Consider the following 26,288-nt stretch of genomic DNA (forward strand, 5'->3'; position numbering starts at 1 on the left):
ATATGGGAATCCAAAAATATGTCACAAGACCTGAAAAAAGATATAAAGGTCAACGCAGACACAGCAGTTTTTATGTGGGTCAACATCTCTATCATTGGCTCCAGCTACATCAAATGTTCCAAAAAAATATAGAAGAGCTAATGCAAATTAGCCGCTATCGGTTGAAGGATTACATCAAAGGACAAAGAGCGATATCGCTTGCCCTATCTACTTTCTAGCTCGCTTGTCCCCCTCTCAGGTCTTTTATACTAGAGAGTCTCCCCAGATGAGGGCAATTGTCGCTATGTTAGAACGGTTGGGCCAACCGCGCCCTCAATAATTTAATCTTTTTGCTGGCACAGACAGAGAAATACATTAAGCAGTTTACGAGGAAACTACCATGCAAAACGAGCTAGTTAAACAGTGGATTGACTCGAACAAGTTGGCAATAGAGTCCTTCAAGAATATTACGGCCACTAATGTGAACGCGATCGATGCCATGTTAACAGGTTTTGTTAACCCCAGTGCTTTCGCTGAACTAAGCAAGGGTTATCTAAGCTTGACCAAAGAATTGGGGGAAGTTTATACTGATAGTATTAATGAACTATTTAAAAGCCAACTGAAGCTGGTGAATTTGCAGGCAACCTCTGAGTCTTTTAAGGACTTGGGTGAAATTTATGTCAGTTCGATGACCAATATCGGACTAAAGCAAGCAGAATTGATGAGCCTCTATCTAGAAACTACAGCCAAGTATCTAGAGATATTAAAGGGTGCTCAAAAGGTAGATGATCTATTCAATATCCAAACCAGTATTTTTAGCGAACTTCAAGAAAAGTTGCAGGAGAATATGCTCGAAACAATGGGAGTTTTTAACTCTATCAATACTGCTCTGGACAATTGGACTCAAAAAAGCCTTGACGCATTCGCATCTGATCAGAGTTAAAAAAACTTGATCTTGCCAGTTATGTCTTTAGCCAAGTTCTCGGTTTGTTGCCCCAAACATATCCCCAACGGCGGGCAAGTGCCAGCGCCGCTGCCTTGGCCGTCGGGGTATCGGGGAAGACTGGCGCAGCAGGAGCATCAGCTAACAGGGCTTGTAGCAGCTTGTTATCGCCCTTCCGAAAGTCCAGGAAGAGCGATAACCCGAAACTCTCAGCGACGGACAAAACCCTTTAAAGTCTATGGTAGGTGGGGTGAAGACAATCAAACCCGACAGCAACCCCGAAAATCGTGTCAGAATAGATCAGTGTAGTCACTGATGATCTTCGAGAAAAATATTTATATGTTAAGACGGGACAGCTACGATTTAATCATTGTCGGGGGCGGTATAGTCGGAACCACCCTAGCGGTGGCTTTAAAAAATACAGGATTAAATATCGCTATGATCGAGGAACGTCCCCTAGAGGTGGCCGCCTCCCGTCGTCAAGCCTATGCCCTCTCGTTGATGTCCAGCCGGATTTTTACAGGCTTGGGTATCTGGGATAAAATCTCGCCCAGTATCGGTAAATTTCGTCATATTCGCCTTTCTGATGCCGATTACCCGATTTTTGTCCCCTTTGTGGTCGATGAGCTAAAAACCGATTATTTGGGCTATGTGGGCGAACATCAAGTGATTTTAACGGCCCTGCACAAGGCCAGCCAAGATTGCGATCGCATTGACTGGTTATCCCCTGCTAAAGTGTTAGAAGTGGAGTACGGAGCAGAAACAGCCACTGTCACCCTGGAAGAAGCTGGTCAAACCCGAAAAATCACCACAAAATTAGTCATCGGGGCCGATGGAGCCAGATCCGCTATCCGGCAAGGGGCGCAAATTAAAACCAAAGGTTGGAAATATTGGCAATCCTGTGTCGCTTTCACCATTAAACATCAACTCGATCGCAACGATACCGCCTTTGAAAGATTTTGGCCCACCGGTCCGATGGGCATTTTACCGCTCCAGGGTAATCGCTGTCAGATCGTTTGGACAAATCCCCATGGGGAAGCGAAAAAACTGCAAGAAATGCCCGAAGCGGAATTTATCAAGAAATTAGAGGCATATACGGGGGGATTACTGGGAAAACTCGAATTAGTTAGCCCCCGCGCTCTCTTTCCCGTACAGTTAATGCAGAGTGATACTTATGTTAAACCCCGACTGGCTTTAATTGGTGATGCCGCCCACTGTTGTCATCCCGTCGGTGGTCAAGGTTTAAATTTAGGCATTCGCGACGCGGCCGCTTTAGCGCAGGTATTAAAGGAAGCAGTGGAAAAGCAGGGGGATATCGGAGCGCTTTCTACCCTAAAATCCTACGAAAAATGGCGTAGATCGGAGAATTTAGCGATTTTAGGCTTCACAGATTTTCTTGATCGCCTGTTCTCCAATAACTGGCCGCCTATCGTTGTCATCCGTCGTCTCGGATTGGCAATTATGCGCGGTTTCCCCCCGTTGAAATTGTTTGCCCTGCAATTAATGACGGGATTAAAAGGACGTATTCCTCAATTAGCTAGATAGCTGGCCACTAATTCCGGGGATGGGGGAGAAAGGAAGAAAAAAAAAGCTTGCAAAATGCCGCGATTATCGCTATGATGGTTAAGGTTCAATATCGGGGCGTAGCGCAGCTTGGTAGCGCACTACTTTGGGGTAGTAGGGGTCGTGGGTTCGAATCCCGCCGCTCCGATTGCAGAAAAACAGAGAGTCAGGTAGGGATGCAGCCAATCTCTACCTTGTCCTGTTTACTCGGAATTTTCTTAATTTATCAGCCTTTCTGATCAAGTTAGTTCACCATTAGGATCACTGCTCTAGTCGAAAATGTCTCATCAAATATCAGCTTACGGTTCCTGGAAATCGCCGATTACTTCCGATCTAATTGTGGCAGAATCGATTAGTCTTGGCGGTGTAACTCTAGATGGAGAAGATATTTATTGGTTAGAAGGCAGACCACAGGAAAAGGGGCGAAATGTTTTAGTTAAATTAAACCCCGACGGCACAACCACAGAAATCACCCCAGCACCTTTTAATGTGCGAACTCGTGTCCATGAATACGGGGGAGGTTCCTATCTAATTGTTGCCGGAATTATCTATTTTTGTAATTTTGCTGACCAAAGAATTTATCACCAAACTGCTGATAGTTTGCCCCAACCTCTGACCCCAGAAAATTCCTGTCGTTATGCGGATTTAATTCTCGATGAATTTCGCAATCGTTTAATCTGTGTTTGTGAAGATCATAGCCAAAAAGATCGAGAACCAGTAAATAGTATTGTCAGCATCGATGTGGATACGGGAGAAATAAAAACTTTAGTATCTGGCGATGATTTTTATACCTCTCCTCGCTTAAGTGCCGACGGTTCTCGATTAGCTTGGATTAGTTGGAATCATCCTAATATGCCCTGGGATAGTTCTTTTCTTTGGGTGGCCGATATTAATAATCTTTATTTGAGTAATATTCGGGTCATTGCTGGTGGTGAAAATGAGTCGGTGTGTGAACCGCGCTGGTCTGCCGATGAACAGTTATATTTTACCAGCGATCGCAATAATTTCTGGAACTTTTATTGCTTTAACTACGATGAACAAATAGAACCAGTTCTCGAACCGATCGAGGCTGAATTTGCCTATCCTCATTGGGTTTTTGGTTTATCTAACTACGGATTCTCTGGGGAATCACAGATTATTTGTAGCTATACAAAAGATGGCCGTTGGTATTTAGGAAGTATCGATACTGTTAATCGAGAATTCCAAGAAATTATTACTGCTGATACTAACATTTCTTCCCTACAAGTTAGCGATAACAAAATAGTTTTTATTGGCGGTTCTTTTAGGGAAGTAACGGCGGTTATCTCAGTGGATTTAGCCACAGGAACTAGAGAAGTTCTCAAATCTTCCAGTAATTTAACTATTTCTAGCGATTATTTCTCGATTCCAGAAATGCTCGCTTTTCCCACCAGTCAGGGACTAACGGCATTTGCTTGGTATTATCCCCCCAAAAACCCCGATTATACCGCCCCCAATGGCGAATTACCGCCCCTTTTAGTCAAAAGTCACGGTGGACCGACGGCTGCGGCCACCTCTAGTTTAAGTCTGCGGGTGCAATACTGGACCAGTCGCGGTTTTGGCTATCTAGATGTCAATTATGGCGGTAGTACGGGTTATGGTCGTCAATATCGTCAGCGTTTGCAGGGAAATTGGGGAATTGTCGATGTGGAAGACTGCATCAACGGGGCAAAATATTTGGTTAATCAGGGATTAGTCGATGGGGAAAGATTGGCAATTTCTGGGGGCAGCGCCGGTGGTTATACAACTTTAGCAGCCCTAACTTTTCATGATACTTTTAAAGCAGGAGCTAGTTATTACGGAGTTAGTGATTTAGAGGTTTTAGCCACCGATACCCATAAATTCGAGTCGAGATATTTAGATAAATTGGTGGGACGTTATCCCGAAGAAAAGGAAATTTACTATCAGCGATCGCCTATTCATTTTACCGCTCAGTTATCCTGTCCGGTGATCTTTTTCCAAGGTTTAGAAGACCGAGTGGTTCCACCCAATCAAGCGGAAATGATGGTAGAAGCTTTAAAAGCGAAAGGTTTACCCGTTGCTTACGTTCCCTTTGCCGGAGAACAACACGGATTTCGTCAAGCTGAATCGATAAAACGAGCATTAGATGCAGAATTTTATTTTTATTCCTGTCTCTTTGGTTTTACTGCTGCCGATAATTTAGAACCCGTAGAAATTAAGTAGGGTTTGCGGCAAAAAGTTTATTGGTGGGGTTAGGAGTCAGTAGCCGGTCGTCAGTAGTCGGTCGTCAGGAGTTTCAGGCTTTGTTGTCCTCTCTTTTTATACTAATTTATGTACTACAAGAAGAATAATGCAAGGTTTTTGAGGGTTCCAATCCGATTTTCGCAGCATGAACATCGGATTTTAACAGGTCAAAAGCCTTATTTTAAAAGGGTTTTACCATTATTCAGCAAACCCTAAATATACCGCTGCCTGCGGTCTCGCACCCCCATGGGTCTAAAATACCCTAAATGAAACTTAATGGCAGACTGTGCGGTTTAATCACTATCGGTGCAGTGCTTAGGAGCCACATCAGGGAACGCGGCCCACAGCGATGGCCTAATACTAGGCAGTGCCTCCGGCATCGCAATCAACTTATGGAGTAGGATCAGACTGAAGGCGATGTTAGTCCAAAATTATTGATTTTGAATTACCATTGTTGCACAAGTAATTATATTTTCTAGATTGTTATACTCGGCTCTTTGTTTTTCAATATAATTATCAAATAAATATTTTTTCTCTGGATATTTTACCGCTAATTCTTGGCATCTTTGTTTAAGATAATTAAACTGCATTTCATACGCATCATTTTGATTTATTTCAGTTTCTGTATATTCTTTTATTAATTTCATGCCAGCTTTCTCGATTTGTTTTAACAGCATACTTTTTTTGATTATAAATTCATGCTTATAGGGTTGATCATCTTCAAAATATCCATCATCCAAGATAATTAGACCATCTTTTGTCAGATTTTTTTTTAAGATAGTCATAGTTTGAAAATAATTTCCAAATACAGGACCGATCGAGCCGAGAATAATCAGATTGAATTGGTTTAATGTCTTGATTATTTCTCGTGCGTCTCCTGAAATAAATTTACACCTTGAAGTAATTGCTTCTTCTCTAGCTTTTTTATTAGCGATTTCAATAAATTCTGGTATTGCATCGATTCCAAGACAGTAGCAATCCAGTTCAATTGACAATTTTATCGAGACTGCACCTTTGCCGCAGCCTAGATCTAGTACATTTAATTCAGAATAATTATTTGTATGTGCTTTGACAATTTTAAGAATAGAATTGGCAGAAGAGCCTATTTCCCAGAAGTCCTGTAAGATATATGGAAGAAAAGGTAAGATCGACTTATCTTGGCAATCCATAGCCTGTGCAATAGTTTCTTCTAAGGTCTTCATTCTCTCTAAAAATTTCTGGACTAACTATTAATCATATCGCTCCCTGCGGTTCCACACCCTCCTCTATCCTACTTCTAATTGACGTACTGTTAGGCCGTGGTTTCGACATCATACTAACTGTCATTGGCTAACTTATGATTGATTGTTATCAGCTTTGAAAAACAGGATTTATTATCAAAAATAACTTGGAAGCACTGTCCCCATAGAAAACCTAAGCCACCTAACGGTGAAGTTAGGTGTACTTTCACAACTGATATCTTTAAGAACGCTTTTCTGGGTTCTAATATGGACCTAGGAATCTCTCTCCATTGAAGTGAATCATGTGATCGGGCTGATCAGCTACCCAAACTTCTGTTTCCCAGGAAATTTCAGCAAGATAACGAGTCATTTCCCTACGACTGGGAAAAGCAGTAACAAAGACAAGACCCTTACAGCTTAATTGAAAAAGTTGCTTTAGTTCATTGTGGCGTTTCAAATTCACTGGACCATGACTCGTCACCGCTTCTATAAGGACAAGCCAATCTTGGCATCTATGATAGATAACAAGATCAGGCATTTTCCCGTGAGGATCTAATTCAATCCCCATTTCTCGGAATTTTTGTGTTTCGTTGATTATAAATTTATCACCAGCATCGCCAATATATAGAACTACGCCCCCTGGCGTAAATCTTGGACAAAAGCTTTCTAAGATGTCTTTAATTAAAATATTTTGCCCACCTGATGAAAGCTGAATCGCCCGACCATCGGTTAAGGTTATAGGAATCATGGGCAGATTTCGATTCCTGGCTTGCAACCAATTAGTCACTGAAAGCGCATAATTTCTACGAGCTTCTTCCCACTGCTCAGAGCCATAAACTTGAAGCAGTGATAACGCTTGCCGATCAAGTTGGTAGCACCACCTAGGGCTATTAATTGGTCGGTCTGGTTTGTCTGGATTCTGAACCACCAGTCCCATCTGCACAAATTGATGCATTGTCTGTTTTCGAACAGTTTCCCGTGTGTTTGGTGCATATTGTTTTCCGTAATGATCACGGAACCAATCCATCATTTCTGTAATTCCGCGTTTTGGTGCAGTAGCTTGGCTCCAGGGTTTATCAGGTTGAATATCTGCTAACGCAAGTAAGCATAGTGCAGACCTTTCATTCTGTTGCTCTCTAGGAGCAGAGATAGCCTTGAGAATTGTAAGTGCTTCTTCGATTCGTTTGTTTGCTTGAACTGCGGTGCTTGCTTCATCCATAATTGATAGAACTTCATGTACAACTTGATCGATTTCTTCTTGGTTTAAGTCATTGTCCCCAACTTGAACTCCTATTTGGATTAAGTCATTTTTACATGGATACTTAACCCTACGAAGGTCGGTAGCATTGACTTGTGTATGTCCACTAAATTGACGAAAGTAGCTATCAAATAAAGTTGAATTAAGAAATGCGGCTAACCCTTTAGCTACATCAGGAGGCATTCCTCTGCCTTTAGCATGATAATAATTAAGATGATTTTCGACACCTAGAGATTTTGAACCAATAGGAGAACACACAGCAGCAACAACACGACGCTTTTCTTCTTTGGATGAAAAACGTTTTGTCAAAACATACCAGCCAGGCTCAATTAACCATTTTTCTGTTTCGTTATTTTTTTCTACCGCAATGGGCTTGCGGGGATTATCAGGAGGAAATACTACTTTCCTGACTTTTACAGATTCTGGATAAAGTAGGGGAACAGTTCTATCACTCAAATGGTTTCTTAAAGACGATTTCAGGCGAAAATCAACAACTGGACCTGTGGAAACTTCTAAGCCTATCTCATCTAATGTACAGGGCATTTTATTCATTTGAACTCTCAAGGAATTCTTGAGAGAATTTGTAACAATATGAATAAACTGTTCAGAATCATTCGGCTCAATCACTTCGTCATAGGGGGCATATCTAGATTCTGAAATCTCGTCTAATGCCATCTCAGAATTACTGGTTATTTTTACAGTGCTAGGTTTTTGTTTAGATCTTAGGGCGTGAAAAATAATATTTTCCTGTAATACCTCATCTTCTGAGAAGGTTGCTGATCTACTCTCAAATATATGGATTTTATCTAGTTTCATATATTCTAGGAAGGCTTTTCGGAAAGGGCGAAAATACTTGCCATTGCAAAAACTTCTCGGCGTAATCGCAACCACTTCGCCATCGTCTATAAGTTGTACGATGGCAAGCCAAACAAATGCGCTGTAGAGATTTACAGTATCAATCCCAATACTTGCAAGAACTTTCTTTTCTGCTGATTGGCTGTGAATCTTTTTATAAGGTGGATTCAGAATCGCATGAGTAAAGCCTGGAACTACCTTCTTAAAGAGTGGCAAGTTCATTTCACTACTAGCTTTGATGAAATTCTCCTCCCACAAGCAATAATCTGCTTGAATTCCTTTTCCGTTCAAAGCGGCACAGCATTCTGTGAGGGTTTGATTTAGCGAGGGGAAGAAGACTGGTTCGACTTCATATGCTGTAATGCTGCAACTACTAACCTGATTGGGGTTTGCCAGTAACCGCTCTACTACAGCAGCAGTTAAAGTTCCAATTCCAGCTCCAGCATCTAGAAGGCGAATATTACCAGACAGGTTGTTGAATTGTCCTGCCATGAAACGCGCAACAGTTGCGGGGGTCAAGAACTGACCCAACTGACTACGCTGTTTCAAGTTCAATCTTGAAGAGTAGTAGACTCTGGCTATATCAGCAGAATCAGTAAGGAACGTTGACATCTGGTCATTTAGTAGCAGTTATGAATCAATACCACAGAACTCCTTCCCGGTACACCTAACTATCAATTATACCGCTCCCTGCTGTCAACTCCGGCACTCATGGACAGCCTTAACGAGTAATTTAGAGAGTCAACAGCTTAGTGGTCTGTCAATCTTGAAATTGTCGATAGGGGAATCGGGCCAAATTATCCGCCCCCAATCCCTCAAAATCATCTTAACAGACCCATAGAATCGCCCTTAATTTTTGTCAATTGTCGGCCCCTAACTATATTCTTCTCCGACACTGAGATTAAAGAGCATTTGCAGGGATTGTAAACAGCGCTTACGCGCTTCGATATCCTGTTGGGCGCGCAGTTGTACCATGGGTTCGTGAAGGATTTTATTAACGATACCGCGGGTCATCGCTTCGATAACTTCTTGGTGTTTTTCGGCGAATTCCGTCCCCAGACGGGAGAGGGCCTTTTCTAATTCCTGTTCGCGAATATCTTCAATTTTGCTTCTTAAACAGCTAATTGTCGGTACAGTGTCCAAAGAACGCCACCAAAGCTCGAAAGCTTCCACTTCCTGCTCTAGGAGTGCCTCTGCTTCCCTGGCCATCTGACGGCGACTTTCCTGATTGGCGGCAACCACCGCTTTGAGATCATCGACGTTAAAAGCTTGCACCTGTGCCAATTCCTTCACGTCGGTGTGGACGTTGCGGGGAACAGAAATATCGATTAACATCAGCGAGTTAGCAGTAATCGTCACTTCTGTCAATAAATTTTTAGTTAAAATTGGTTCCGTGGCTCCGGTACTGGTAAAGACGATATCCGATGCCGCTACGATGGCCATCATCTCTTCTAAGCCATATAGTTGGATTGGTACGTTAGGAAATTCACGGGCCAACTCCTCGGCCCGTCTTTGGGAGCGATTGACGATCGCAATTTGCTGAGAACCCTTAGCCAGAAGGTGAGTAACTAATAATCGGGACATTTTCCCTGCCCCGATAATAGCGATTTTCTGGCTGCTGAGGTCTGCCACCTTAGCATGGGCTAACTCCACCGCCGCCGAACTGATCGATACGGCCCCCGTGCCGATGCTGGTTTCCGTGCGGACGCGCTTACCGGCAGTCATCGCTTGTTTAAACAGGCGATCGAGTAATTGGCTAATACTATTGTACTTCTGGGCTAATTTATGGGTATTTTTAACTTGAGCGAGAATTTGCCCTTCCCCGAGGACAAGACTTTCTAAACCGGCCGACACCCGGAGCAGATGACGGACAGCATCCTGATGCAGTAGGGTAAACAGATAACGACGCAGGACATTAAGGGGAATATGCCCGATTTCAGCGAGAAACTGGGTAATTTCCACCACGCCCTTTTCCGTATCCGTAACCACGGCGTAGATCTCCAAACGGTTACAGGTGCTGATAATCGCCACCTCTTGGATATGGGGATAACCCTTGAGGTGGGTAAGGGCGGACTCGATTTTCGCTTCCGGGATACTCAATTTTTCGCGAATTTCCACAGGGGCTGTCTTGTGACTCAAGCCCACTACAGCAATATTCATTTATGTTCTCCTACAAATGTTGCTCAGGCTACAAAAATTATTGATAAAGATCAGTGCGTTATGTCTCTAATTGTTGCAATTTAGTCCCAATCGGGATGCAAATAAAAGATGTTTGAAAAAAAACTTTATATATTTTTACCAATGGGGGCGAGGTGAGCCATGGCCACCCCACCCGGTCAGAGAATTATCTCAGTTGAATGTATTTGGGTCGGTCGAACAGGTGAACGGTATCGACAAAGCGAGCGGTTTTCGATTGGGTGGAGATAACCAAGCTTTGGGTACGAGCGCCACCGTGGAAGAAGCGTACTCCTTCCATCAGGGTGCCGGGGGTGATCCCACAGGCGGCAAAGAGGACGGTTTCGCCACTGGCTAATTCTTCGCAACCGTAAACGCGATCGGGATCGGTGATGCCCATTTCTTGCAGACGAGCGAGATTACCCTCGCGGCTTTCGCCGATTAAACCGGTTTTGACCACTTCCGGATCATAGATCAATTGTCCCTGGAAGTGACCCCCCAGACAACGCATCGCCGCCGCCGAGATTACCCCTTCCGGAGCCGCACCGATACCCATGAGAGCATGAATATTAGTTCCCGAAAAAGCGCAGGAAATAGCGGCCGATACGTCACCATCGCTGATCAGACGAACTCTGGCCCCAGCGTTGCGGATTTCTTGGATTAATTCCTTGTGACGGGGACGATCCATCACCACTACCACCAGTTCTTCGATCGAACGATTGAGACAATCGGAAAGAACTTTCAGGTTTTCCGTCGCCGATTTATTAATATCCACATGACCTTTAGCTGCCGGGGGAGCCGCTAATTTTTTCATATAAAAGTCAGGAGCGGCGAATAATCCACCTTTTTCGGAGATCGCTAACACGGCCATAGAACCATTTTGACCGTAGGCGACCAAGTTAGTGCCTTCGCAGGGATCGACGGCGATATCGATTTCGACTAATTCGTCGGGATTACAATATTGTTTGGCATCAACTTGGGTACAGATACCCACTTCTTCGCCAATATAAAGCATAGGAGCCTCGTCTCTTTCCCCTTCTCCAATAACGATGCGACCGCGCATATGGATTTTATTCATCCGTTCGCGCATCGCTTCCACCGCCACCTGATCAGCGATATTTTTTTCGCCTTTACCCATCCACTTGGAGGAAGCAATGGCAGCCTGTTCGACTACTTCGATAATTTCTAACCCTAGCGTACTTTCCACTCGATGATCCTCCCTACAGCTGATCTATGATTTATCTAGTGAGTTTGTTTCCTTAACAGTCAAAAGTCTATCACCAGACGGGGATCATTCTTAAGTTTTTATGTAGATCATCTGGAGGAGACCGGTATGCCTAGGGAGTTTTTGCCGGCACTGTCGCCTCCATCTCGGTTATGGAGACCTGGATCGCTGATTTCGGCGTTAAACGACGGATAAATTCCAGGGGTAAACCGTCTGTGTCGGCAATAAAGGTGACTTCATAGACGTGATCGCCGATCATCTGTTGTTGGGGGGGCAAAAGAATTTTTAAAGGTTGATATAAATCGGCATCCTCTTGATGGGCTTGCTGAAAGTTATTTGTTAATTTTTCTAACCATTCTGGTAAATTGCTGACATTTTCTGTTAAGTCAAAAGACAAGTGATAATAACCGACATAATGCTGATCGCTAAAGGCATCGGGGGCGGGTTTCGGTTGAGGAATTTGGATTAATTCGATGCGTCCATTTAACCCCGTTAGCCAACAGGCTAAAGTATAACCCGTGGTGAATCTTTCCTCGAGGGTAAAACCGAGAAGCTGGTAAAAAGCGATCGCTCGATGGATATTAGCGGTACGAATAGAAGCATGGTGCATTTTCAGTAATCAGTAATCAGTAATCAGTAATCAGTAATGAGTGAGAATTCGGGGTTGATAAGCAATCCTTCATCGATCTGCCTCCCGATTCAGTTTTGAGGTTATGAGTTTATTAAGTGAGATTATTCACTGATAACTGTTTACTGATAACTGATCACTGATAAATGATTAATCAAAAAGACGAAAATAGGGATAACGTTTGGGAACCCCCGGTTCTTTTTCCAGATCAAAATTAATTACATCCCAACAGGGTTCATCGGGGGCATCGGGACTAAATTCTACCGGTAAACCGTAAAGACGGGGAATAGTGGTCTCAGCCGGTCCATTACCGCGCCAAGTGGTGTTACGTTCTAGGTAGGAACTAACTAGATCGCGATAACGGTTGGCAATAATTACTTTAGTCGCTTTAAATCCTTGAGTATAGAGGCGATCGAGTGCTTCGTGAATCTCAAAACGAATACCATCCGGGTGAGTGTGTTGACGATACCACTCACCATTCCAGAGTCGCCAATGCCGTCCTGACTGCAAGTGAACCAACTCACCCGTTTTGGGATCGGCTTCAAAAGCTCCATGGCGCGGACACAAATAGGTATCCGTCAAAGTGAGGGCGGGGATTAGCTGCCGACAGTGAGGACAATGGATATCGGGGCCAAAAACAGGGTATTGTAAACTTGCATTGATCATGGGAGAACCTAAACTAAAAATTGCTATCTTTGTACCAATAATCCTACCCATATTATACCCAACCAAATTGGACGGGTATTCTCTTCCGACTTTAGTGCAGATCCTTCCATGTCTTTAGATAACTTAAGATCAACTTCTAATTTCTGGCCCCTTGTCGATGTCAGTCAAGCGGCTTTTATCGCCCCCAATGCCACGGTAATGGGCGATATTTCCCTAGCTGTGGGGGTAAGTGTTTGGTATGGGGCGGTATTGCGTGCCGACGTGGAACGCATCGAAATTGGGGCCTATACTAATATCCAAGATGGGGCGATCCTACACGGAGATCCGGGCAAAATTACTATCCTTGAAGATTACGTTACCATCGGACACCGGGCGGTAATTCACGCAGCCCATATTGAACGCGGTTGTTTAATCGGCATTGGGGCAGTGATTCTCGATGGTGTGCGCGTCGGGGCGGGTAGTATTGTCGGGGCGGGTAGTATTGTGACAAAAGATATACCACCGCGATCTTTAGTGGTGGGTATTCCCGCTAAACGCGTCCGGGAAGTGTCCCCACAGGAGGCTCAAGAGTTGATCGAACACGCCGAGCGCTATGCTAAACTTGCCCTCGTTCATGGGGGAAAAGGTACTGATACCGGATTCCCAAAACGGGCGGATTAGGGTATAAATATAAAATGAGAATCAAGTAACAATCTTTTAAGCACTGACCGAGGAGAAGGAAATCTATGGACTGGAGAGTGTTAATCGTTTTAACCCCTTTGTTTATTGCTGGTGGCTGGGCTGTCTTCAATATCGGCGCTGCCGCTATTAGACAAGCTCAACAGTTTCTCAGCAAACAAAGTTAATAAAAGTTTATACTTCTTAGTAAAACCGACCGCCTAGGCGATCGGTTTTTAATTTTTCCTGTTTGAATTATGAATTATGAATTGGGGTATGGGGAGAACAAATAAAAATAATCTCCTGTCTCCTGTCTCCTGTCTCCTGTCTCCTGACTCCTGAATCCTGTCTCCTGAATCCTGACTCCTAACCGCACCAATATACTTTTTCAGCAAACCCTACCTAACCATGAAATCTAACTATCAAAATCTCATGCAAGAACTTTCCCATCTGGAAATTATCACCGATCCGGGACAAGTGGCGAAACTTTCCTTAGATTATTATCATTTTAGTCCCATTTTAGAGGCACAACTGCAAGATAAACGGGCTGATTTAGTCATTCGTCCCCACAATAGCCAAGAAGTTATTGACATCGCTAAAACCTGCGTTAAATACCAAATTCCTTTAACAGTCAGAGGTGCGGGGACAGGTAATTATGGTCAATGTGTTCCCTTGCAGGGGGGAGTAATTTTAGACACAACCAAACTAACAAAAATTATCTCGATCGAACCGGGTACAGCACGGGTAGAAGCGGGGGTAAAAATGGCCTTTTTTGATAAACAAGCTCGCGCAATTGGTTGGGAATTAAGAATGGCTCCCTCTACCTATCGGACGGCGACAATTGGCGGTTTTATCGGGGGTGGCAGTGTGGGCATGGGTTCAATTAATTATGGACAATTGAAGGATAGAGGCAATTTGCAAGCAGTGCAATTAGTCACCCTAGAAACAGAACCCAAAATTATCGAATTACGGGGGGATGAAGTAGAAAAAGTCAATCATGCCTACGGAACTAATGGCATTATTACCGAGTTAGAAATAGCCCTCGCTCCCTGTTATCCTTGGGCAGAATTTATCGTTACTTTTGCCGATTTTATCACCGCCGCTAAATTTGGTCAAGCTCTCAGTGATAGTGATGGCATTGTCAAGAAAATGGTTAGTGTTCACTCTTGGCCAATTCCCGCTTATTTTATCGCTCTTAAGGATTATTTACCCCCAGGAAAAGCGGCAGTTTTGTTAATAGTATCGGACAGCGATCAAGTGGCATTAGAGTCTTTAATTAAAGAATATAATGGTGAACTTACCTACTATAAAACGCCAGAAGAAACCCAAAAAGGCAACAGTATCTTAGAATTTACTTGGAATCACACCACTCTCCATGCGCGTAGTTGTAACCCCAAGATAACTTATCTACAGGCTTTTTATTTTAATCTAGCCACGGTGGAGAAACTCTATAATTATTTTGGGGAGGAAATAATGATGCACCTAGAATTTTTGAGATTTCAAGGTAAAGTTATTCCCGCCGGTCTTCCCTTGCTAGAATTTACCACAGAAACTCGATTAAATGAGATTATTGCTATCTATGAACAACAGGGGGCAGCCATTGCCAATCCTCACACTTATATCATGGAAGATGGCGGCAGCAGACAGATTAATCCGCTACAACTAGAATTTAAACAACTCGTCGATCCCTACGGATTAAACAATCCGGGTAAAATGCGAGCATGGGTTGAAGCAAGGGGGTAGGGGTTCGATTCAGGCTAAATTAAGCAAGATAGTTCACCGCGGCTCTCTTGGATTTGGTGGGTAAAATGTATTCTAAGATATAATCCTCCTAGAGAGGGGGTGGAACGAACCACAAAGACACAAAGGACACAAAGATCAATCAATCCTATGTAAGTTAAACTTATCACACACAACCTAGAAGAGCCTCACCGCTACTACCGAATTACTAACCGGAAAGAAGGGAGTGGGGAAAACAAAGCTCCCCGCTGCCCCTTGCCTATTCCCAGACTTGCCCCGATCCGATACAATTGAACGGTTGTCTTGGAAGAATTAATAGTGATCGAGCGTTATACTCTCCCTGCGATGGGGAATTTGTGGACGGATAGATATAAATATCAAACATGGCTAGAGGTAGAGATAGCCGTCTGTGAAGCGCAGGCAGAATTAGGCTATATTCCGGGGGATGCAGTAGAAGAAATTAAGGCAAAAGCTAATTTTGATCCCGATCGCATTTTAGAAATAGAAGCAGAAGTGCGCCACGATGTCATCGCCTTTTTAACAAATGTTAACGAATATGTGGGCGAGCCGGGGCGTTATATTCATTTGGGTTTAACCAGTTCTGATGTATTAGATACCGCCCTATCCTTACAATTAGTCGCCAGTTTAAACCTGATTCTAGAACAATTAGAAGATTTTATCCAAGCCCTGCGCTATCGCGCCCAAGAACACCGTTATACAGTCATGGTGGGACGTTCCCACGGCATTCACGCCGAACCGATCACCTTTGGCTTTAAACTAGCGGGATGGTTAGCGGAAGTGCTACGGGGACGCGATCGTTTAATTCGCTTGCGCCAAGACATCGCCATCGGTAAAATATCTGGTGCAGTGGGAACCTATGCCAATATTGACCCGAAAATTGAGGCGTTAACCTGTCAGAAGTTAGGATTAGAACCGGATACCGCTTCCACTCAAGTTATCTCCCGCGATCGACACGCCGATTATGTGCAACAATTAGCTTTATTGGCGGCTTCGATCGAACGTTTTGCCGTGGAGATTCGCAACCTGCAAAGAACCGATGTCCTAGAAGTGGAAGAATACTTTTCCAAAGGACAAAAAGGCTCCTCCGCTATGCCCCATAAACGTAATCCCATCCGTTCAGAACGCTTAACGGGAATGGCGAGAATTATCCGTAGTCATAGCGTTTCCGCTTTAGAAAATATCGCCCTCTGGCACGAAAGAGATATTTCCCATAGTTCCGTAGAACGGGTAATGCTGCCGGATGTTTGCATTTTGACCCACTTTATGCTCAAGGAAATCACCGATTTAGTCAAAAATCTGCTGGTGTATCCCGAAAACATGAAGCGAAATATGAATGTTTACGGTGGCGTGATTTTCAGTCAAAGAGTTCTTTTAACTTTGGTGAGTAAGGGAATTAGCCGGGAATCTGCCTATAAAATCGTCCAAGAAAACGCCCATCGCGCTTGGAACACCGATAACGGCAATTTTAAAGCTTTTATCAGCCAAGATGAGCGAGTTACCGGCATTTTATCCCCCGACGAGATCGAAAGTTGCTTTGATCCCCAGCAGCACTTAAATCATCTTAATAGCATCTACCAAAGGTTAGATATTTAAGGAGCTTTCAGTGATCAGCTATCGGCCACGTTTTCGATTGATCGGCAATTTGAAACCTTGGGAGTAATCATGCCATGACCATTACTGCGAGCGACCTACCGATGGAAAAAATTGCCCAGTTTTGCGATCGCTGGCAAGTGACCGAATTCGCTCTATTCGGCTCCGTCCTGCGCGAAGACTTCCGCCCCGACAGCGACATTGATGTTATGGTGGAATTTCATCCAGAGGCTCATCCCACATTCAGCACCCTAGACCAAATGGAAGCAGAGCTAAAAAGCATTTTCCATCGAGATGTTGACCTGATTACCCGCCAAGGCATTGCCACCAGTCGCAACTACCTACGCCGTAATCAAATCCTTTCTTCGGCTCAAGTGATTTATGCAACGGGATCCCCAATTCCTGCTTGATATGCTGCAATCCGCAGAACTGGTCATGATCTACACGGCTCAATGCTCGAAAGCTGAGTTCGTCGCCAATGTGCAGCTTCAAGATTCAGTCATTCGACGGCTCTTGGTGATTGCCGAAGCCGCCGGACGAGTTTCCCAAACAACCCGACAAAACTTGCCCAACATTGCTTGGCAAGAAATCAAGGGAATGCGAAATCGGTTGGTACATGAGTATGATGATGTCAACCTCAACATCGTTTGGGATGTGGTTCAATCGCAGCTCCCATCACTAATTGAGGAGTTAAAGGGGCAAATTCCTCCTGAACGTTGAGGGTTGTTAGGCGGAAGTAGCGATCGCATAGGTAGAACTCAATGATTCTGTCGGGTGCGTTCCCTGCTGCAACGAGGGGGAACGCACCCTATGCCATTTTTCTTTATTCGTGGCAGACATCTTACTCCCATTTTCTTTTCTAGGAGAGGGTTTGAGGTTGGAGGCAATTAACCATCTCTGCCATTACTTTAGAAAAATGGTATTAGCAAGATCCTATTCACGTTTGATCAGGATTATCTTCTATATTGTTGACTTTCGTTAATTGTGGAAAAATATCTCGTACTGCCTTTTCAAATTTTTTGTAGGAAGACAAGGATTCTAATTTCGACAATTCGATTTTTGCACCAAGCGGTGAATATAAATCGTCAATTTTTAGTTTATTTCGATAGCGTTTAGTAATACCTTCTCTGGCTTTATTGATGGCATTTTTAATTGTTTCTTTCGGATTGCTGAAAGATTCGGGTTCTTTATCGATTGCTAACTCACTATCACTTTTATTTGTACACAATTCTTTTTTTAGTAATTCTTTGTCTGCTAATATCCAGGCTTCAGTCATTTGTATTGGAACGATAGCAACTAAATTTTTGCATAAGTCTCGCTCGTCTGATTTAATAGCATTAAAAGCCGGATTAATTCTTTCCTTAAATGCGTTTTCATCTGTTTTATCATCTGCGTCTGCATGGAAGCACAAAACCATTGCTCCCTTCTCCACCGCTTGAATTGCGTATTGTTTAGCTTTTTTTCGGATATTTTCGCCAGAGATTTGTGGAAGACAAATTGGGTCAAAAATTTCTATTTCTTGTTCATCGTCAAAAGCAACTCTCTCGAAAGTGCGCTGAATAATATTCGGTAAAAATCTATGATCGGAACTACCTTCTGTAGCTAAGGCAATAATTATTTGTTTGATTTTTTTTGCCATCTTAATTGATTTACATTAATTAGTTTTGTTGATTTTTAATATTTTTAATCGCACTTTCAGCATCAGCAGTTTTTAGATATTCGACAACTTCCGAGAGAGTTAGCTTGGCCTCATTTTCGGAGAAAAATAAGGTTAATTGTTTTTTATTCTCTTTGATAACAGGGTGAAAATTACTGCTTTTCATCTTAATTCGCTTCCCTTCAATAGTGGATATTATAGTGGTAAGTTGAGAAAGCCAAATGCTGACATTTTTATCATCTTGCCAATTAATTAATTGACTCACCAGAACCGGAGAATGAGTGTTCACTATTACTTGGCGTAAAGGCATTTCAGTATCTTCAAAATCGACAGTTAGCTCTTTTAATAATCTTGCCATTGCTTCAATACGAAAAGGATGAATGCCATTTTCTGGCTCTTCAAAACACAGTAATCCTGTGTGTTGTCGGTCGTATTGCAGGACACATAATGTTAATAAACGTAGGGTTCCTTCGGAAAGCACTCTCGAAGAAAACTCCCGATTATCATCACTTTTTACCTTGATAATAAATTGTCGATTTGCTTTGTCATCATAAACATTAACTTCTGTAAGATTTGGTAGCAGATTATTGAGATCACGGGAAATTGCTGTGAGGGTATATTCATCATCTTGTTTAATGCGAAATAAAGCAGCGGCTAAATTCTTTCCGCTTGCTGTTATTGTATCTCTGATGCCTATATCTTGACGAGTAGGTTCTCGCAAATCTTCGGGATTAAGCTGCATAAACTTCCAACTCAGCATTTCTTGTTTGGCGGCTAATATATGTTTAAAATCTATGGTATTAATGCTGCTTAAAACAGTTTGTGATGCGTTTTTTGCGGGAAATACTTTTTTATTCCCCGCTTGACCGTCTTGAGGTAGAACAATGGTAGCAATACCATTAATATCTTCAGTCTTAATATAAGGAATGGCTCTCCTACCCGTTACTACTTTTGGTCGCCAAGTTTCCAATACTGTCTTAGGAATATAATTTTTTACCCAATTATCTTCATTGTGCTTTAAATTTTCTAAACTTTCATCAACAATATACAAGTTTTCAAATCCACTTATATTAGACTCTCGTTTAATTTTTAATTGATAGCGCAACCTTGTATATTTAAGATCGACTTCCCCACCCCAATTATCTTTTACCTTGCGATTGACTAACATTTCAACTATAAATTCCATTTCTGTGGCGTAGTCGTCCTCATCATACTGGGTAAAAAGTTCGCTAGGATGTCCTCGTTGCTCGCTAAAAGCCGTCTTCAGATCCACTTCTGCCAGCCGCGTCAACAATTGCAAAGCATCAAATAAATTACTCTTACCAGAAGCATTAACCCCAGCGACTACAGTAAGCGGCGTGAATACCATTTCAAAATTATGAAAGGATTTAAAGCCATGAATTTTAATATAAGTAATCATAGTTTTATGCGATAGGTAATATTAAAACATCAGCGCAATATTTAACCATACTGGAAAATCTTATCAACTTTCGCCCGATACTGTCCTACTATAATCTAGACATTGGCTGACAGAGGGAGAATAATTATGATCTTAACCAAGTCTCTCAGAGATTGATTTTATCAGACTCTGTAGGATTTGACCAAGAACAAGAGGTAACAATCCTCTTCTTTCAAGGGGATGAAAATTAAAATATCTCTTATTTCAGGCTCCCGACGACTGGGGGTAGGCAATGATAACTGATAACTCTCCAGAAACTAAAACCTATTGTTTCTCCTGATGACAAAGATGGAGTCATTTGGGGGGACAGTTGGGTTGACGTAACTTTCAATATTGCTCGCTCCTCTAGTGGGAACGACTGCTAACGAATCTAGTTCAATCTTTGGACTTCTTGACTTCACAGGACTCTGCCAATTCTCCCTACATCCTTCTCATTTTAACTCTCCCAGAGTGATGAAAGAGGGCTAACTAGAAAAATGGCTGATTAATCCCATAAAAGCTGATAGCTAAAAAAAACTGATAACCGATAACCCGGGAGAAAATATAATTGTAACTACCTACCCATTCCAGATTAATTCCTATGGCAGAAGAAACCACCACCCCCGCAACTCCGACAGCAGCAGCAGAAAAACCGGCTCAACCCGCGCCTGCTAAAAAACCCAAGGATCCTACCGTCGAGGAAAAACCCTTTGCTGAATTTATCGAGCAGCATTTTCAACCCGCACTGGCGGCAGCCTTGCAAAAGCTGGGTATAACTGATATGAAGCTGTCCTTTAAACAGGATAAAATTGCCGTGCAGGGCTTTTCTAGCTCTCCCTGTTGGCAGTTAACCGGCAATTGGCTCGGGGGAATGCGTCAATTTAGCATTTATTTTTTGGAAGAAAACATCAATGGCAAAAAAGCTTTTTCCCAGGCTGAGGGCGGCGCTCAACCTAGTACAATTGAATCATTTATGATCGATGAAAAGAAAGTAAGTCTTGATTTACTGTTGTTTTACACCCTGCAACGGCTTAACGGTCAAAAGTGGTTGACGAGAAACTAAAATTGCTGAGGATTAGCGATCGAGAAGGGGGGTAAAATGAGCATAGACGACCACTGCTTATCGATCGCTAATAGTAACTATGCGTGTATTTGTACTACTTTTTAACGCAGGCACAGAAAATGAAGGTATCCACACCATTCAAATGGGAGCTATCAATAAGGTTTTGATGTTTGAATCGGAAGATGATGCCACCCGTTATGCACTGCTGTTAGAGGCACAGGATTTTCCGACTCCCACGGTAGAGAAAATTGATTCGGAGGAAGTGGCAGAATTTTGTCGCGGCGCCGGCTATCAAGCGGAAATGATTGAAGCGGGTATGTTGGTAATTCCCCCCGAAAGCAATGCCTCCGAGTTGGATTGGCAAAAAGAGGAAGTCCCCCCCGCCGAAGAGGAGTTTTCCGAGATTCCCGATGCGGAGTTAGACAGCATCCGTCGTCGTCTAGAAGGACTTTTGTAATAGACCTCTGGTAAAAATCGAAAATTGTCCTGCTTGGTTAGGAGACAGGAGACAGTAGCCAGTAGTCAGGAGTTCGGAGTCAGAAGACAGGATAATCAATCAACGTTGTTCCCTGTTCACTGATAACTGACCACTGATAACTGACCACTGATAACTGATAACTGAACATGACAACCGTGGGGGAATTGGGCGAAAATTTGGTGGCGGATTGGTTGCAATTACAGCAATGGCATATCCTCCAGCGTCGTTGGCGTAGTGGCAGCGGTGAAATCGATTTAATCGTCTTGTCTAAGTCTCAGGCGATTCTCGCTTTTGTCGAGGTGAAAACCCGCAGCGCTGGCAATTGGGATTTAGGGGGCAAATTAGCAATCGATGACCGTAAACAGGGGAAAATTTACGAAGCCGCCCAGATATTTCTCTCCTTTTATCCCCAATGGTCCGATTTAACCTGTCGCTTCGATGTGGCTTTAGTTAGTTGTCAAAAAAGTTCTCTATTCGCTTTACCTGAGTTTTCCCTTGATTATCCCTGTCAGCTACGGGCAGGTTATCAATTGCAATTACAGGAATATCTCGTGGCGGTTTTCTAAAAACATAATATGCCCGCCTAGGGAGGCGGGCTTCATCCTGTACAAACGATATGGACTCCTAAAAATTTAACGGACTCAATACAATAGAGGTTTACGGAACTCACAACAGTCTATCTGTCAACTATCAAGATTTCTCAGTTTACCGACTCAGGTGCTGATTACAGCCCACTCCATCTGTCCTATCTTGAGCGACAGAGGCGAAACCATACTTTACTTTACAAACTTTGAGAATCTGCGTCCGATTTAGCTGTTGCGTTGAGCTAGAGCAGGTGGCACAGGCTCTAGGTCTTTTTGCCTGTAAGGAAGTTGAGTCGCTTCCCTTGTGCCTTATGTTTTTAATATAACACCTTTGTCAGGACTAGATCGAGCTTGTGATGAAAGTTTACACTTATTGATTTTTAGCAAAATTTGCCGTTACAAAACTATAGATAGGGTCTGCTGAACAAGTTTGTTGGTGGAGGCAGGGTGTGGCCCCCCCAACCCCCCCGACATCGGGGGGGCAGGTGGGGTGTGGGGTTTTACCGATTTTGAGGTGGCCAATTACCTAATTTTTAGGGAAAAAGTACCTGAATTTTCCCCCTGATCACTCCAATGGTCGGCACTTTTTGATTGACAAAAAGTCTAAAAGCCTTACCCAACAAGGTTTTTAGATTTATTCAGCAAACCCTATTTAGGAATTTTAGGCAATTTAATCCTTATTTTTGCCGTTTTTAAACCCTCAAAAATTAATTAAGTAGGTGGGTGGAATTAAATATAAAATGAACGTAGAAACCCAACGCCCGATTATGTTACGCTACCGCTAACCCATCCTACAAATAATTGTGCCTACCTACTTATGCAAGAACTCTATTTAATCAGCCAACCCTAATTAAAAAGAATACACGGCTGTTTTGATATTTTGGTAGTTATCATCTAGATCTGATTCTAGGAGAATAATCGCAGTAATTCTCCTAGTCATCTCGCTGACTTCCTGCACTTCTGCGATAGTTAATCCCCGTCCTAATAATTTTTCCTCGCGATAACTTAGCCATTTTTTAATAACTTGATAACCCCCGATAGTATATTCCCAAACCCGGGCCGGTATATTTTGCCAATAGGCTCGATCGTTGAGATAAATATCATAGGTTTTGGTTCCTAATAATTTTCGCATTTCTGGGCTAATTACGCTCATTTCTGCGGTTGTATATTGTCTGGCGATCGCTTTTCCTTTACCCGGCATTGTCACACCATTTTTACCCCCATGTCCCCAACCGACGTTAATAATTAAATCCCCCTTATCTGGGTTTAAATTTCCCCCATCAGTGCAGGAAATCAAGGCGATTTTTTGCAGTGCAGGGGTCGGTTTTTTGGTGACTCCTATAACGGGGTTTTCTGTGTCTAAAAGAGAGGCGATCGCTTGTCCTAGTTGGGCAGATTTAATTAATAATTCTTGGCTATTAGGAAGGGGAATCCTTGGGAAGTCTTGACGAATCCCGTCGGCATTTTCCCGAAGATATAAGGGAGAGTATCCAATCGCTAATGCGTGCAGCCAAATTAAGGAAGCATTCTCGATATTTTCATCAAGATTATTAATACTCAGTTGATTTAAGTATTGACGAGATTTTTCTGAGAGATTGGCTTTTGTTTTAACAGTTGTATAACTTTCAAAATTAAATAATTTATCTTGTTTTTTTGCTTCATGTTTCGCAGAAGGATAAATTAACATGGGAAATGCAACTGCATGACCTCTCATACAATCCCTAGCAAAAAGACTTTGAGTAAATAGAAAGGGAATTCCTTCTGGTTGAGCAACTCCTTTAGAACGACTTAATAAAAATAAATTTTTATATGTGTACTGTACATATAAATCTGGCCTTACTCTTTTCCAAACATTAGGGGCTAAAGTAATATAACACCATCTTGTATCATAGGGACGGAAATTATATCTTTTCAGGTTATTTTCTTTAAACGAATCTAATTGATGTGCTTTTTTTCGTACAGTTTTAGCATCAAAAGACGCACTATCTCGACTTAACCCAGTTTTTAAAGTTAAAAATTCATCCCAGTCAGTTGTTTTATCAAAATACTTTTGCATTCTTAATGATAAAATATCTTGATCACAATCTATAAGTGCATTTGCACGATCTTCATCCATACCCTGTAATGGAATAATTAATGATGAATCTTGACAAGATAAATCTGTTAACTTTGGCCATGCTAAATAGTGAGAAGAAACATCGGAGGGACGGAAAGAATAACGATTAGATTTTTCTGGGTTAGAGACTTGATAAAAAGCATCAAAATCTTGATTATTTAAACTATCTAATAACTGTTCTCGTTTAGCAACTCCCCAGAAATGGCGAAAATAGACATCAACATTTTTATTCCTTACTTCCTTTCTTACCATTAGTCCGATAGTTGTCCCGACTCGAATCCCTTCCTTATTGTATTGAGTAGAAAAAACACTAGGATCTGGATTACCTTCAGGGGTTAACTTTCCCGTTTCGCGACTATCCCCATTGAGACAATCAAACCAAAGACGATCAAATTCTTGTAAAAATCTTTGCCGCATCACCACAAAAGAAGGATCACCGAGATAGGAAAAATTAGAAATATAACAAACAACCCCTTTACCAGTATTTTCTGAAATACATCTTTCCGCTAAACGAAAAAAGCGCACATATAACTCATCCAGATTAAACTTTTTAATCACCCAATCGGAGATTAAACCCTGTTTATACACTTCCACTAAACCTGCTTCTTCTGCGGGACTGGTTCCAGCAAAAGCATTGTAGGGAGGATTACCGAGAATAACTAAAATCGGTTTACCGCGCTTAACTTCATCGGCTGCTTCTCGTTCCTTATTTAACTCCGGAAAACTTAATTGTAGCTGTTGAATTTTCTGTTTACTTTCCTCATCGGGAGGTTGCCAACCGGTTAAAGCATTAGTCAGATAAATCCCGACTCGTTCACTATCTTCTATTAAAGGTACATCCAAACTTTGCAGGAATAAACCTAATTGTAGATGAGCGACGACAAAAGGAGCGGTTAAAATCTCGAAACCGAAAATTCTTTCTATGGCTGCCTTTTTCACCAAAGCCATGGCTAAAGCACCCGCCCCATTTTCCTGTAAAGTATCGGTAATATAGCGCAAAACCTCGACTAAATAAGCACCAGTTCCACAGCAAGGATCGAGAATATAAACATCGGGATTAGCTAAACCGTCCTCGATATTTAATTCTTCTCGTAAAACTCGATCGACTCGCGCTACCATATAGCGAACAATTTCCGGAGGAGTGTACCAAACTCCCAATTCTTTGCGTAAATCAGGATCAAAAGCTTGCAGAAATGGTTCATAGAAATACTGCACCGCTTGTCCCTCATCGAATTGACGAAAAAATTCCTCTCGTCGCACTCGATTTAAAGCTGCACCCGTCCAATTCAAAACTTCTACTAATCCCAAAGATTTTAACTTACTCGGTGCGGCGATCTGCTCAAATAGGATCGCTAACATGGGAACATGGAGATGGTGGGCTGCGGATTTCCAATCGAACTTATCCTCTTTATCCTCGCGATTGAGGTTTTGCTTGTGCCATAATACCCAAGCAGAAAATAAACCATAAAAGAGGGTTTGCACGAGGGTAGAACGAAAAAATTTATTTCCCTGTTCCCGTTCAAATTTGATACCGAGGGCATTTTCTAAAGCTTGACGAATATTGGCCAGAGCGGGAAGATCGGAATGATGTTCTAAGCGTGCTTTTGCGTCCCGCGCATAGGAAGCAAGAAACCAAGCAACATCGGCCGGTGAGGTGATAGGAGCCGCCTGTAAAAGCACTCTCTTTAGGTATTCTAAGAGGCTATCACCGTGTTCGGCGGCGAATTTGGATGGATTTGAGGTTTTTAGCCAAAACTCGGCTTCTGACGGGGCTAAACTATAGGCTTCTAATTCCACCGGTTGACCTTGGCTATTGCGACCGATGAGCAGAAAATCGCGATAATTGCTGACTAATACTTGACCGTATTTTTGCCAGTATTTTTGTACTTGCTCGCTGGTGGCGATTTTTTTTATATCTTCTTTGGTTCCCTTAATCTCGATCGCGCCTCTTTCGGGAAAAATCGCCGTAAAAGGTTCTAATTCTTGATTTTTGGGGAATTGATCGACGTTAAAAAGTCCCCCGTCCGGCAATCCCGCACCCTGATTTCTGAGGTTGATAATGCAGCGTACTCGCGGTTTTAGGGTTTTACCGATTTCGTTGAGGAGAGTTTCGAGAGTGCCGTAGTAGGAGGTTTCTTTTACTGCTGCTTGGGATGAGTGGATTTCTTGCAGGTTGCGAAAATAATTAACGAGGGGATTCATGAGTAAT

Annotated in this window: 23 protein-coding genes and 1 tRNA gene; 14 read left to right on the top strand and 10 right to left on the bottom strand. The window is 42.6% G+C overall.

Going from position 1 to position 26,288, the window contains the following annotated elements; genetic code table 11:
- Window positions 1–2 precede the first annotated feature (2 nt).
- A complete protein-coding gene (locus ACE1AQ_RS05420; protein WP_036396033.1) occupies window positions 3–218 on the top strand; it encodes a hypothetical protein in 216 nt (71 codons plus the stop codon).
- Between the two features lie 161 nt (window positions 219–379).
- Window positions 380–922 carry a phasin family protein gene (locus ACE1AQ_RS05425; RefSeq protein ID WP_008206659.1) on the top strand — a complete coding sequence of 181 codons (543 nt, stop codon included), beginning with the start codon at window positions 380–382 and terminating at the stop codon, window positions 920–922.
- 19 nt (window positions 923–941) lie between these two features.
- Here ACE1AQ_RS05425 and ACE1AQ_RS05430 read toward each other — a convergent pair whose 3' ends face one another.
- Window positions 942–1,145 carry a hypothetical protein gene (locus ACE1AQ_RS05430; protein ID WP_039900614.1) on the bottom strand — a complete coding sequence of 68 codons (204 nt, stop codon included), beginning with the start codon at window positions 1,143–1,145 and terminating at the stop codon, window positions 942–944.
- Window positions 1,146–1,261: 116 nt separating this feature from the next.
- Between ACE1AQ_RS05430 and ACE1AQ_RS05435 the strand changes: the two genes are divergently transcribed.
- From ACE1AQ_RS05435 to ACE1AQ_RS05445, 3 genes are all read left to right on the top strand, one after another.
- The gene (locus ACE1AQ_RS05435) at window positions 1,262–2,467 is read left to right on the top strand and encodes an FAD-dependent hydroxylase (RefSeq protein ID WP_039900612.1); all 1,206 of its coding nucleotides are present in this window, start codon (window positions 1,262–1,264) and stop codon (window positions 2,465–2,467) included.
- Window positions 2,468–2,559: 92 nt separating this feature from the next.
- Window positions 2,560–2,633, top strand: a tRNA-Pro gene (locus ACE1AQ_RS05440).
- 131 nt (window positions 2,634–2,764) lie between these two features.
- Window positions 2,765–4,687, top strand: a complete 1,923-nt coding sequence (locus ACE1AQ_RS05445; protein ID WP_110543807.1) for a S9 family peptidase — start codon at window positions 2,765–2,767, stop codon at window positions 4,685–4,687.
- A gap of 452 nt (window positions 4,688–5,139) precedes the next feature.
- Here ACE1AQ_RS05445 and ACE1AQ_RS05450 read toward each other — a convergent pair whose 3' ends face one another.
- From ACE1AQ_RS05450 to ACE1AQ_RS05475, 6 genes are all read right to left on the bottom strand, one after another.
- Window positions 5,140–5,910: a class I SAM-dependent methyltransferase gene (locus ACE1AQ_RS05450; RefSeq protein ID WP_008206654.1), complete on the bottom strand. Its 771-nt coding sequence runs from the start codon at window positions 5,908–5,910 to the stop codon at window positions 5,140–5,142.
- A gap of 280 nt (window positions 5,911–6,190) precedes the next feature.
- A complete protein-coding gene (locus ACE1AQ_RS05455; RefSeq protein WP_253257676.1) occupies window positions 6,191–8,533 on the bottom strand; it encodes a BsuBI/PstI family type II restriction endonuclease in 2,343 nt (780 codons plus the stop codon).
- A gap of 381 nt (window positions 8,534–8,914) precedes the next feature.
- Complete coding sequence (locus ACE1AQ_RS05460) at window positions 8,915–10,201, bottom strand: glutamyl-tRNA reductase (RefSeq protein ID WP_008206651.1); 1,287 nt, start codon at window positions 10,199–10,201, stop codon at window positions 8,915–8,917.
- Between the two features lie 184 nt (window positions 10,202–10,385).
- Window positions 10,386–11,423 (bottom strand): class II fructose-bisphosphatase, encoded by a 1,038-nt coding sequence (gene glpX, locus ACE1AQ_RS05465; RefSeq protein WP_008206649.1) that lies wholly within the window; start codon window positions 11,421–11,423, stop codon window positions 10,386–10,388.
- A 130-nt stretch (window positions 11,424–11,553) separates the two neighbouring features.
- Window positions 11,554–12,051, bottom strand: coding sequence for a VOC family protein (locus ACE1AQ_RS05470; protein ID WP_039900611.1), 498 nt, complete (start codon window positions 12,049–12,051; stop codon window positions 11,554–11,556).
- Window positions 12,052–12,219: 168 nt separating this feature from the next.
- A complete protein-coding gene (locus tag ACE1AQ_RS05475; protein WP_039900620.1) occupies window positions 12,220–12,735 on the bottom strand; it encodes a TIGR02652 family protein in 516 nt (171 codons plus the stop codon).
- 108 nt (window positions 12,736–12,843) lie between these two features.
- On the opposite strand from ACE1AQ_RS05475, the gene ACE1AQ_RS05480 reads away from it, so the two are divergent.
- The 6 genes from ACE1AQ_RS05480 (at window position 12,844) to ACE1AQ_RS05505 (ending at window position 17,463) form a co-directional block, all read left to right on the top strand.
- Window positions 12,844–13,395 (top strand): gamma carbonic anhydrase family protein, encoded by a 552-nt coding sequence (locus ACE1AQ_RS05480; protein WP_002757960.1) that lies wholly within the window; start codon window positions 12,844–12,846, stop codon window positions 13,393–13,395.
- Between the two features lie 65 nt (window positions 13,396–13,460).
- A complete protein-coding gene (locus ACE1AQ_RS05485) occupies window positions 13,461–13,580 on the top strand; it encodes a photosystem II protein Y (RefSeq protein ID WP_039900610.1) in 120 nt (39 codons plus the stop codon).
- A gap of 220 nt (window positions 13,581–13,800) precedes the next feature.
- Window positions 13,801–15,135 carry an FAD-binding oxidoreductase gene (locus ACE1AQ_RS05490; protein WP_110543803.1) on the top strand — a complete coding sequence of 445 codons (1,335 nt, stop codon included), beginning with the start codon at window positions 13,801–13,803 and terminating at the stop codon, window positions 15,133–15,135.
- 315 nt (window positions 15,136–15,450) lie between these two features.
- Window positions 15,451–16,746 carry an adenylosuccinate lyase gene (gene purB / locus ACE1AQ_RS05495; protein ID WP_004268608.1) on the top strand — a complete coding sequence of 432 codons (1,296 nt, stop codon included), beginning with the start codon at window positions 15,451–15,453 and terminating at the stop codon, window positions 16,744–16,746.
- A gap of 74 nt (window positions 16,747–16,820) precedes the next feature.
- Window positions 16,821–17,153 carry a nucleotidyltransferase family protein gene (locus ACE1AQ_RS05500; RefSeq protein WP_110543800.1) on the top strand — a complete coding sequence of 111 codons (333 nt, stop codon included), beginning with the start codon at window positions 16,821–16,823 and terminating at the stop codon, window positions 17,151–17,153.
- Entirely contained in the window at window positions 17,125–17,463 is a 339-nt protein-coding gene (locus ACE1AQ_RS05505) for a DUF86 domain-containing protein (RefSeq protein ID WP_104395474.1), read from the top strand. Before ACE1AQ_RS05500 ends, ACE1AQ_RS05505 begins: the two co-directional genes overlap by 29 nt.
- Window positions 17,464–17,680: 217 nt before the next feature.
- On the opposite strand, the gene ACE1AQ_RS05510 is transcribed toward ACE1AQ_RS05505, so the two are convergent.
- Both ACE1AQ_RS05510 and ACE1AQ_RS05515 read right to left on the bottom strand, forming a co-directional pair.
- Window positions 17,681–18,382, bottom strand: coding sequence for a DUF4276 family protein (locus ACE1AQ_RS05510; protein WP_374808021.1), 702 nt, complete (start codon window positions 18,380–18,382; stop codon window positions 17,681–17,683).
- Window positions 18,383–18,401: 19 nt separating this feature from the next.
- Entirely contained in the window at window positions 18,402–19,820 is a 1,419-nt protein-coding gene (locus tag ACE1AQ_RS05515) for an AAA family ATPase (RefSeq protein WP_106909132.1), read from the bottom strand.
- A 619-nt stretch (window positions 19,821–20,439) separates the two neighbouring features.
- Here ACE1AQ_RS05515 and ACE1AQ_RS05520 point away from each other — a divergent pair.
- The 3 genes from ACE1AQ_RS05520 (at window position 20,440) to ACE1AQ_RS05530 (ending at window position 21,945) form a co-directional block, all read left to right on the top strand.
- Window positions 20,440–20,901, top strand: a complete 462-nt coding sequence (locus ACE1AQ_RS05520; RefSeq protein WP_008206630.1) for a DUF2996 domain-containing protein — start codon at window positions 20,440–20,442, stop codon at window positions 20,899–20,901.
- A gap of 79 nt (window positions 20,902–20,980) precedes the next feature.
- Complete coding sequence (locus ACE1AQ_RS05525) at window positions 20,981–21,358, top strand: DUF3110 domain-containing protein (RefSeq protein ID WP_002795498.1); 378 nt, start codon at window positions 20,981–20,983, stop codon at window positions 21,356–21,358.
- Window positions 21,359–21,525: 167 nt separating this feature from the next.
- Window positions 21,526–21,945, top strand: a complete 420-nt coding sequence (locus tag ACE1AQ_RS05530; RefSeq protein ID WP_008206626.1) for a YraN family protein — start codon at window positions 21,526–21,528, stop codon at window positions 21,943–21,945.
- Window positions 21,946–22,813: 868 nt separating this feature from the next.
- Here ACE1AQ_RS05530 and ACE1AQ_RS05535 read toward each other — a convergent pair.
- The gene (locus tag ACE1AQ_RS05535) at window positions 22,814–26,281 is read right to left on the bottom strand and encodes a type ISP restriction/modification enzyme (protein WP_110543792.1); all 3,468 of its coding nucleotides are present in this window, start codon (window positions 26,279–26,281) and stop codon (window positions 22,814–22,816) included.
- Window positions 26,282–26,288: the final 7 nt, after the last annotated feature.

It is taken from the genome of Microcystis sp. BLCC-F209 (assembly GCF_041928595.1).
Classification (GTDB): Bacteria; Cyanobacteriota; Cyanobacteriia; order Cyanobacteriales; family Microcystaceae; genus Microcystis.

Bases quoted from the DNA above. Each gene is read 5' to 3' on its own strand.
- ACE1AQ_RS05485 (WP_039900610.1), top strand. From the start codon at position 13,461: ATGGACTGGAGAGTGTTAATCGTTTTAACCCCTTTGTTTATTGCTGGT.
- ACE1AQ_RS05450 (WP_008206654.1), bottom strand. From the start codon at position 5,910: ATGAAGACCTTAGAAGAAACTATTGCACAGGCTATGGATTGCCAAGAT.
- ACE1AQ_RS05425 (WP_008206659.1), top strand. From the start codon at position 380: ATGCAAAACGAGCTAGTTAAACAGTGGATTGACTCGAACAAGTTGGCA.
- ACE1AQ_RS05490 (WP_110543803.1), top strand. From the start codon at position 13,801: ATGAAATCTAACTATCAAAATCTCATGCAAGAACTTTCCCATCTGGAA.
- ACE1AQ_RS05525 (WP_002795498.1), top strand. From the start codon at position 20,981: ATGCGTGTATTTGTACTACTTTTTAACGCAGGCACAGAAAATGAAGGT.
- ACE1AQ_RS05475 (WP_039900620.1), bottom strand. From the start codon at position 12,735: ATGATCAATGCAAGTTTACAATACCCTGTTTTTGGCCCCGATATCCAT.
- ACE1AQ_RS05500 (WP_110543800.1), top strand. From the start codon at position 16,821: ATGACCATTACTGCGAGCGACCTACCGATGGAAAAAATTGCCCAGTTT.
- ACE1AQ_RS05460 (WP_008206651.1), bottom strand. From the start codon at position 10,201: ATGAATATTGCTGTAGTGGGCTTGAGTCACAAGACAGCCCCTGTGGAA.
- ACE1AQ_RS05435 (WP_039900612.1), top strand. From the start codon at position 1,262: ATGTTAAGACGGGACAGCTACGATTTAATCATTGTCGGGGGCGGTATA.
- ACE1AQ_RS05510 (WP_374808021.1), bottom strand. From the start codon at position 18,382: ATGGCAAAAAAAATCAAACAAATAATTATTGCCTTAGCTACAGAAGGT.
- ACE1AQ_RS05505 (WP_104395474.1), top strand. From the start codon at position 17,125: ATGCAACGGGATCCCCAATTCCTGCTTGATATGCTGCAATCCGCAGAA.
- ACE1AQ_RS05520 (WP_008206630.1), top strand. From the start codon at position 20,440: ATGGCAGAAGAAACCACCACCCCCGCAACTCCGACAGCAGCAGCAGAA.
- ACE1AQ_RS05515 (WP_106909132.1), bottom strand. From the start codon at position 19,820: ATGATTACTTATATTAAAATTCATGGCTTTAAATCCTTTCATAATTTT.
- ACE1AQ_RS05530 (WP_008206626.1), top strand. From the start codon at position 21,526: ATGACAACCGTGGGGGAATTGGGCGAAAATTTGGTGGCGGATTGGTTG.
- ACE1AQ_RS05420 (WP_036396033.1), top strand. From the start codon at position 3: ATGGGAATCCAAAAATATGTCACAAGACCTGAAAAAAGATATAAAGGT.
- ACE1AQ_RS05455 (WP_253257676.1), bottom strand. From the start codon at position 8,533: ATGGCAGGACAATTCAACAACCTGTCTGGTAATATTCGCCTTCTAGAT.
- ACE1AQ_RS05535 (WP_110543792.1), bottom strand. From the start codon at position 26,281: ATGAATCCCCTCGTTAATTATTTTCGCAACCTGCAAGAAATCCACTCA.
- ACE1AQ_RS05480 (WP_002757960.1), top strand. From the start codon at position 12,844: ATGTCTTTAGATAACTTAAGATCAACTTCTAATTTCTGGCCCCTTGTC.
- ACE1AQ_RS05445 (WP_110543807.1), top strand. From the start codon at position 2,765: ATGTCTCATCAAATATCAGCTTACGGTTCCTGGAAATCGCCGATTACT.
- ACE1AQ_RS05470 (WP_039900611.1), bottom strand. From the start codon at position 12,051: ATGCACCATGCTTCTATTCGTACCGCTAATATCCATCGAGCGATCGCT.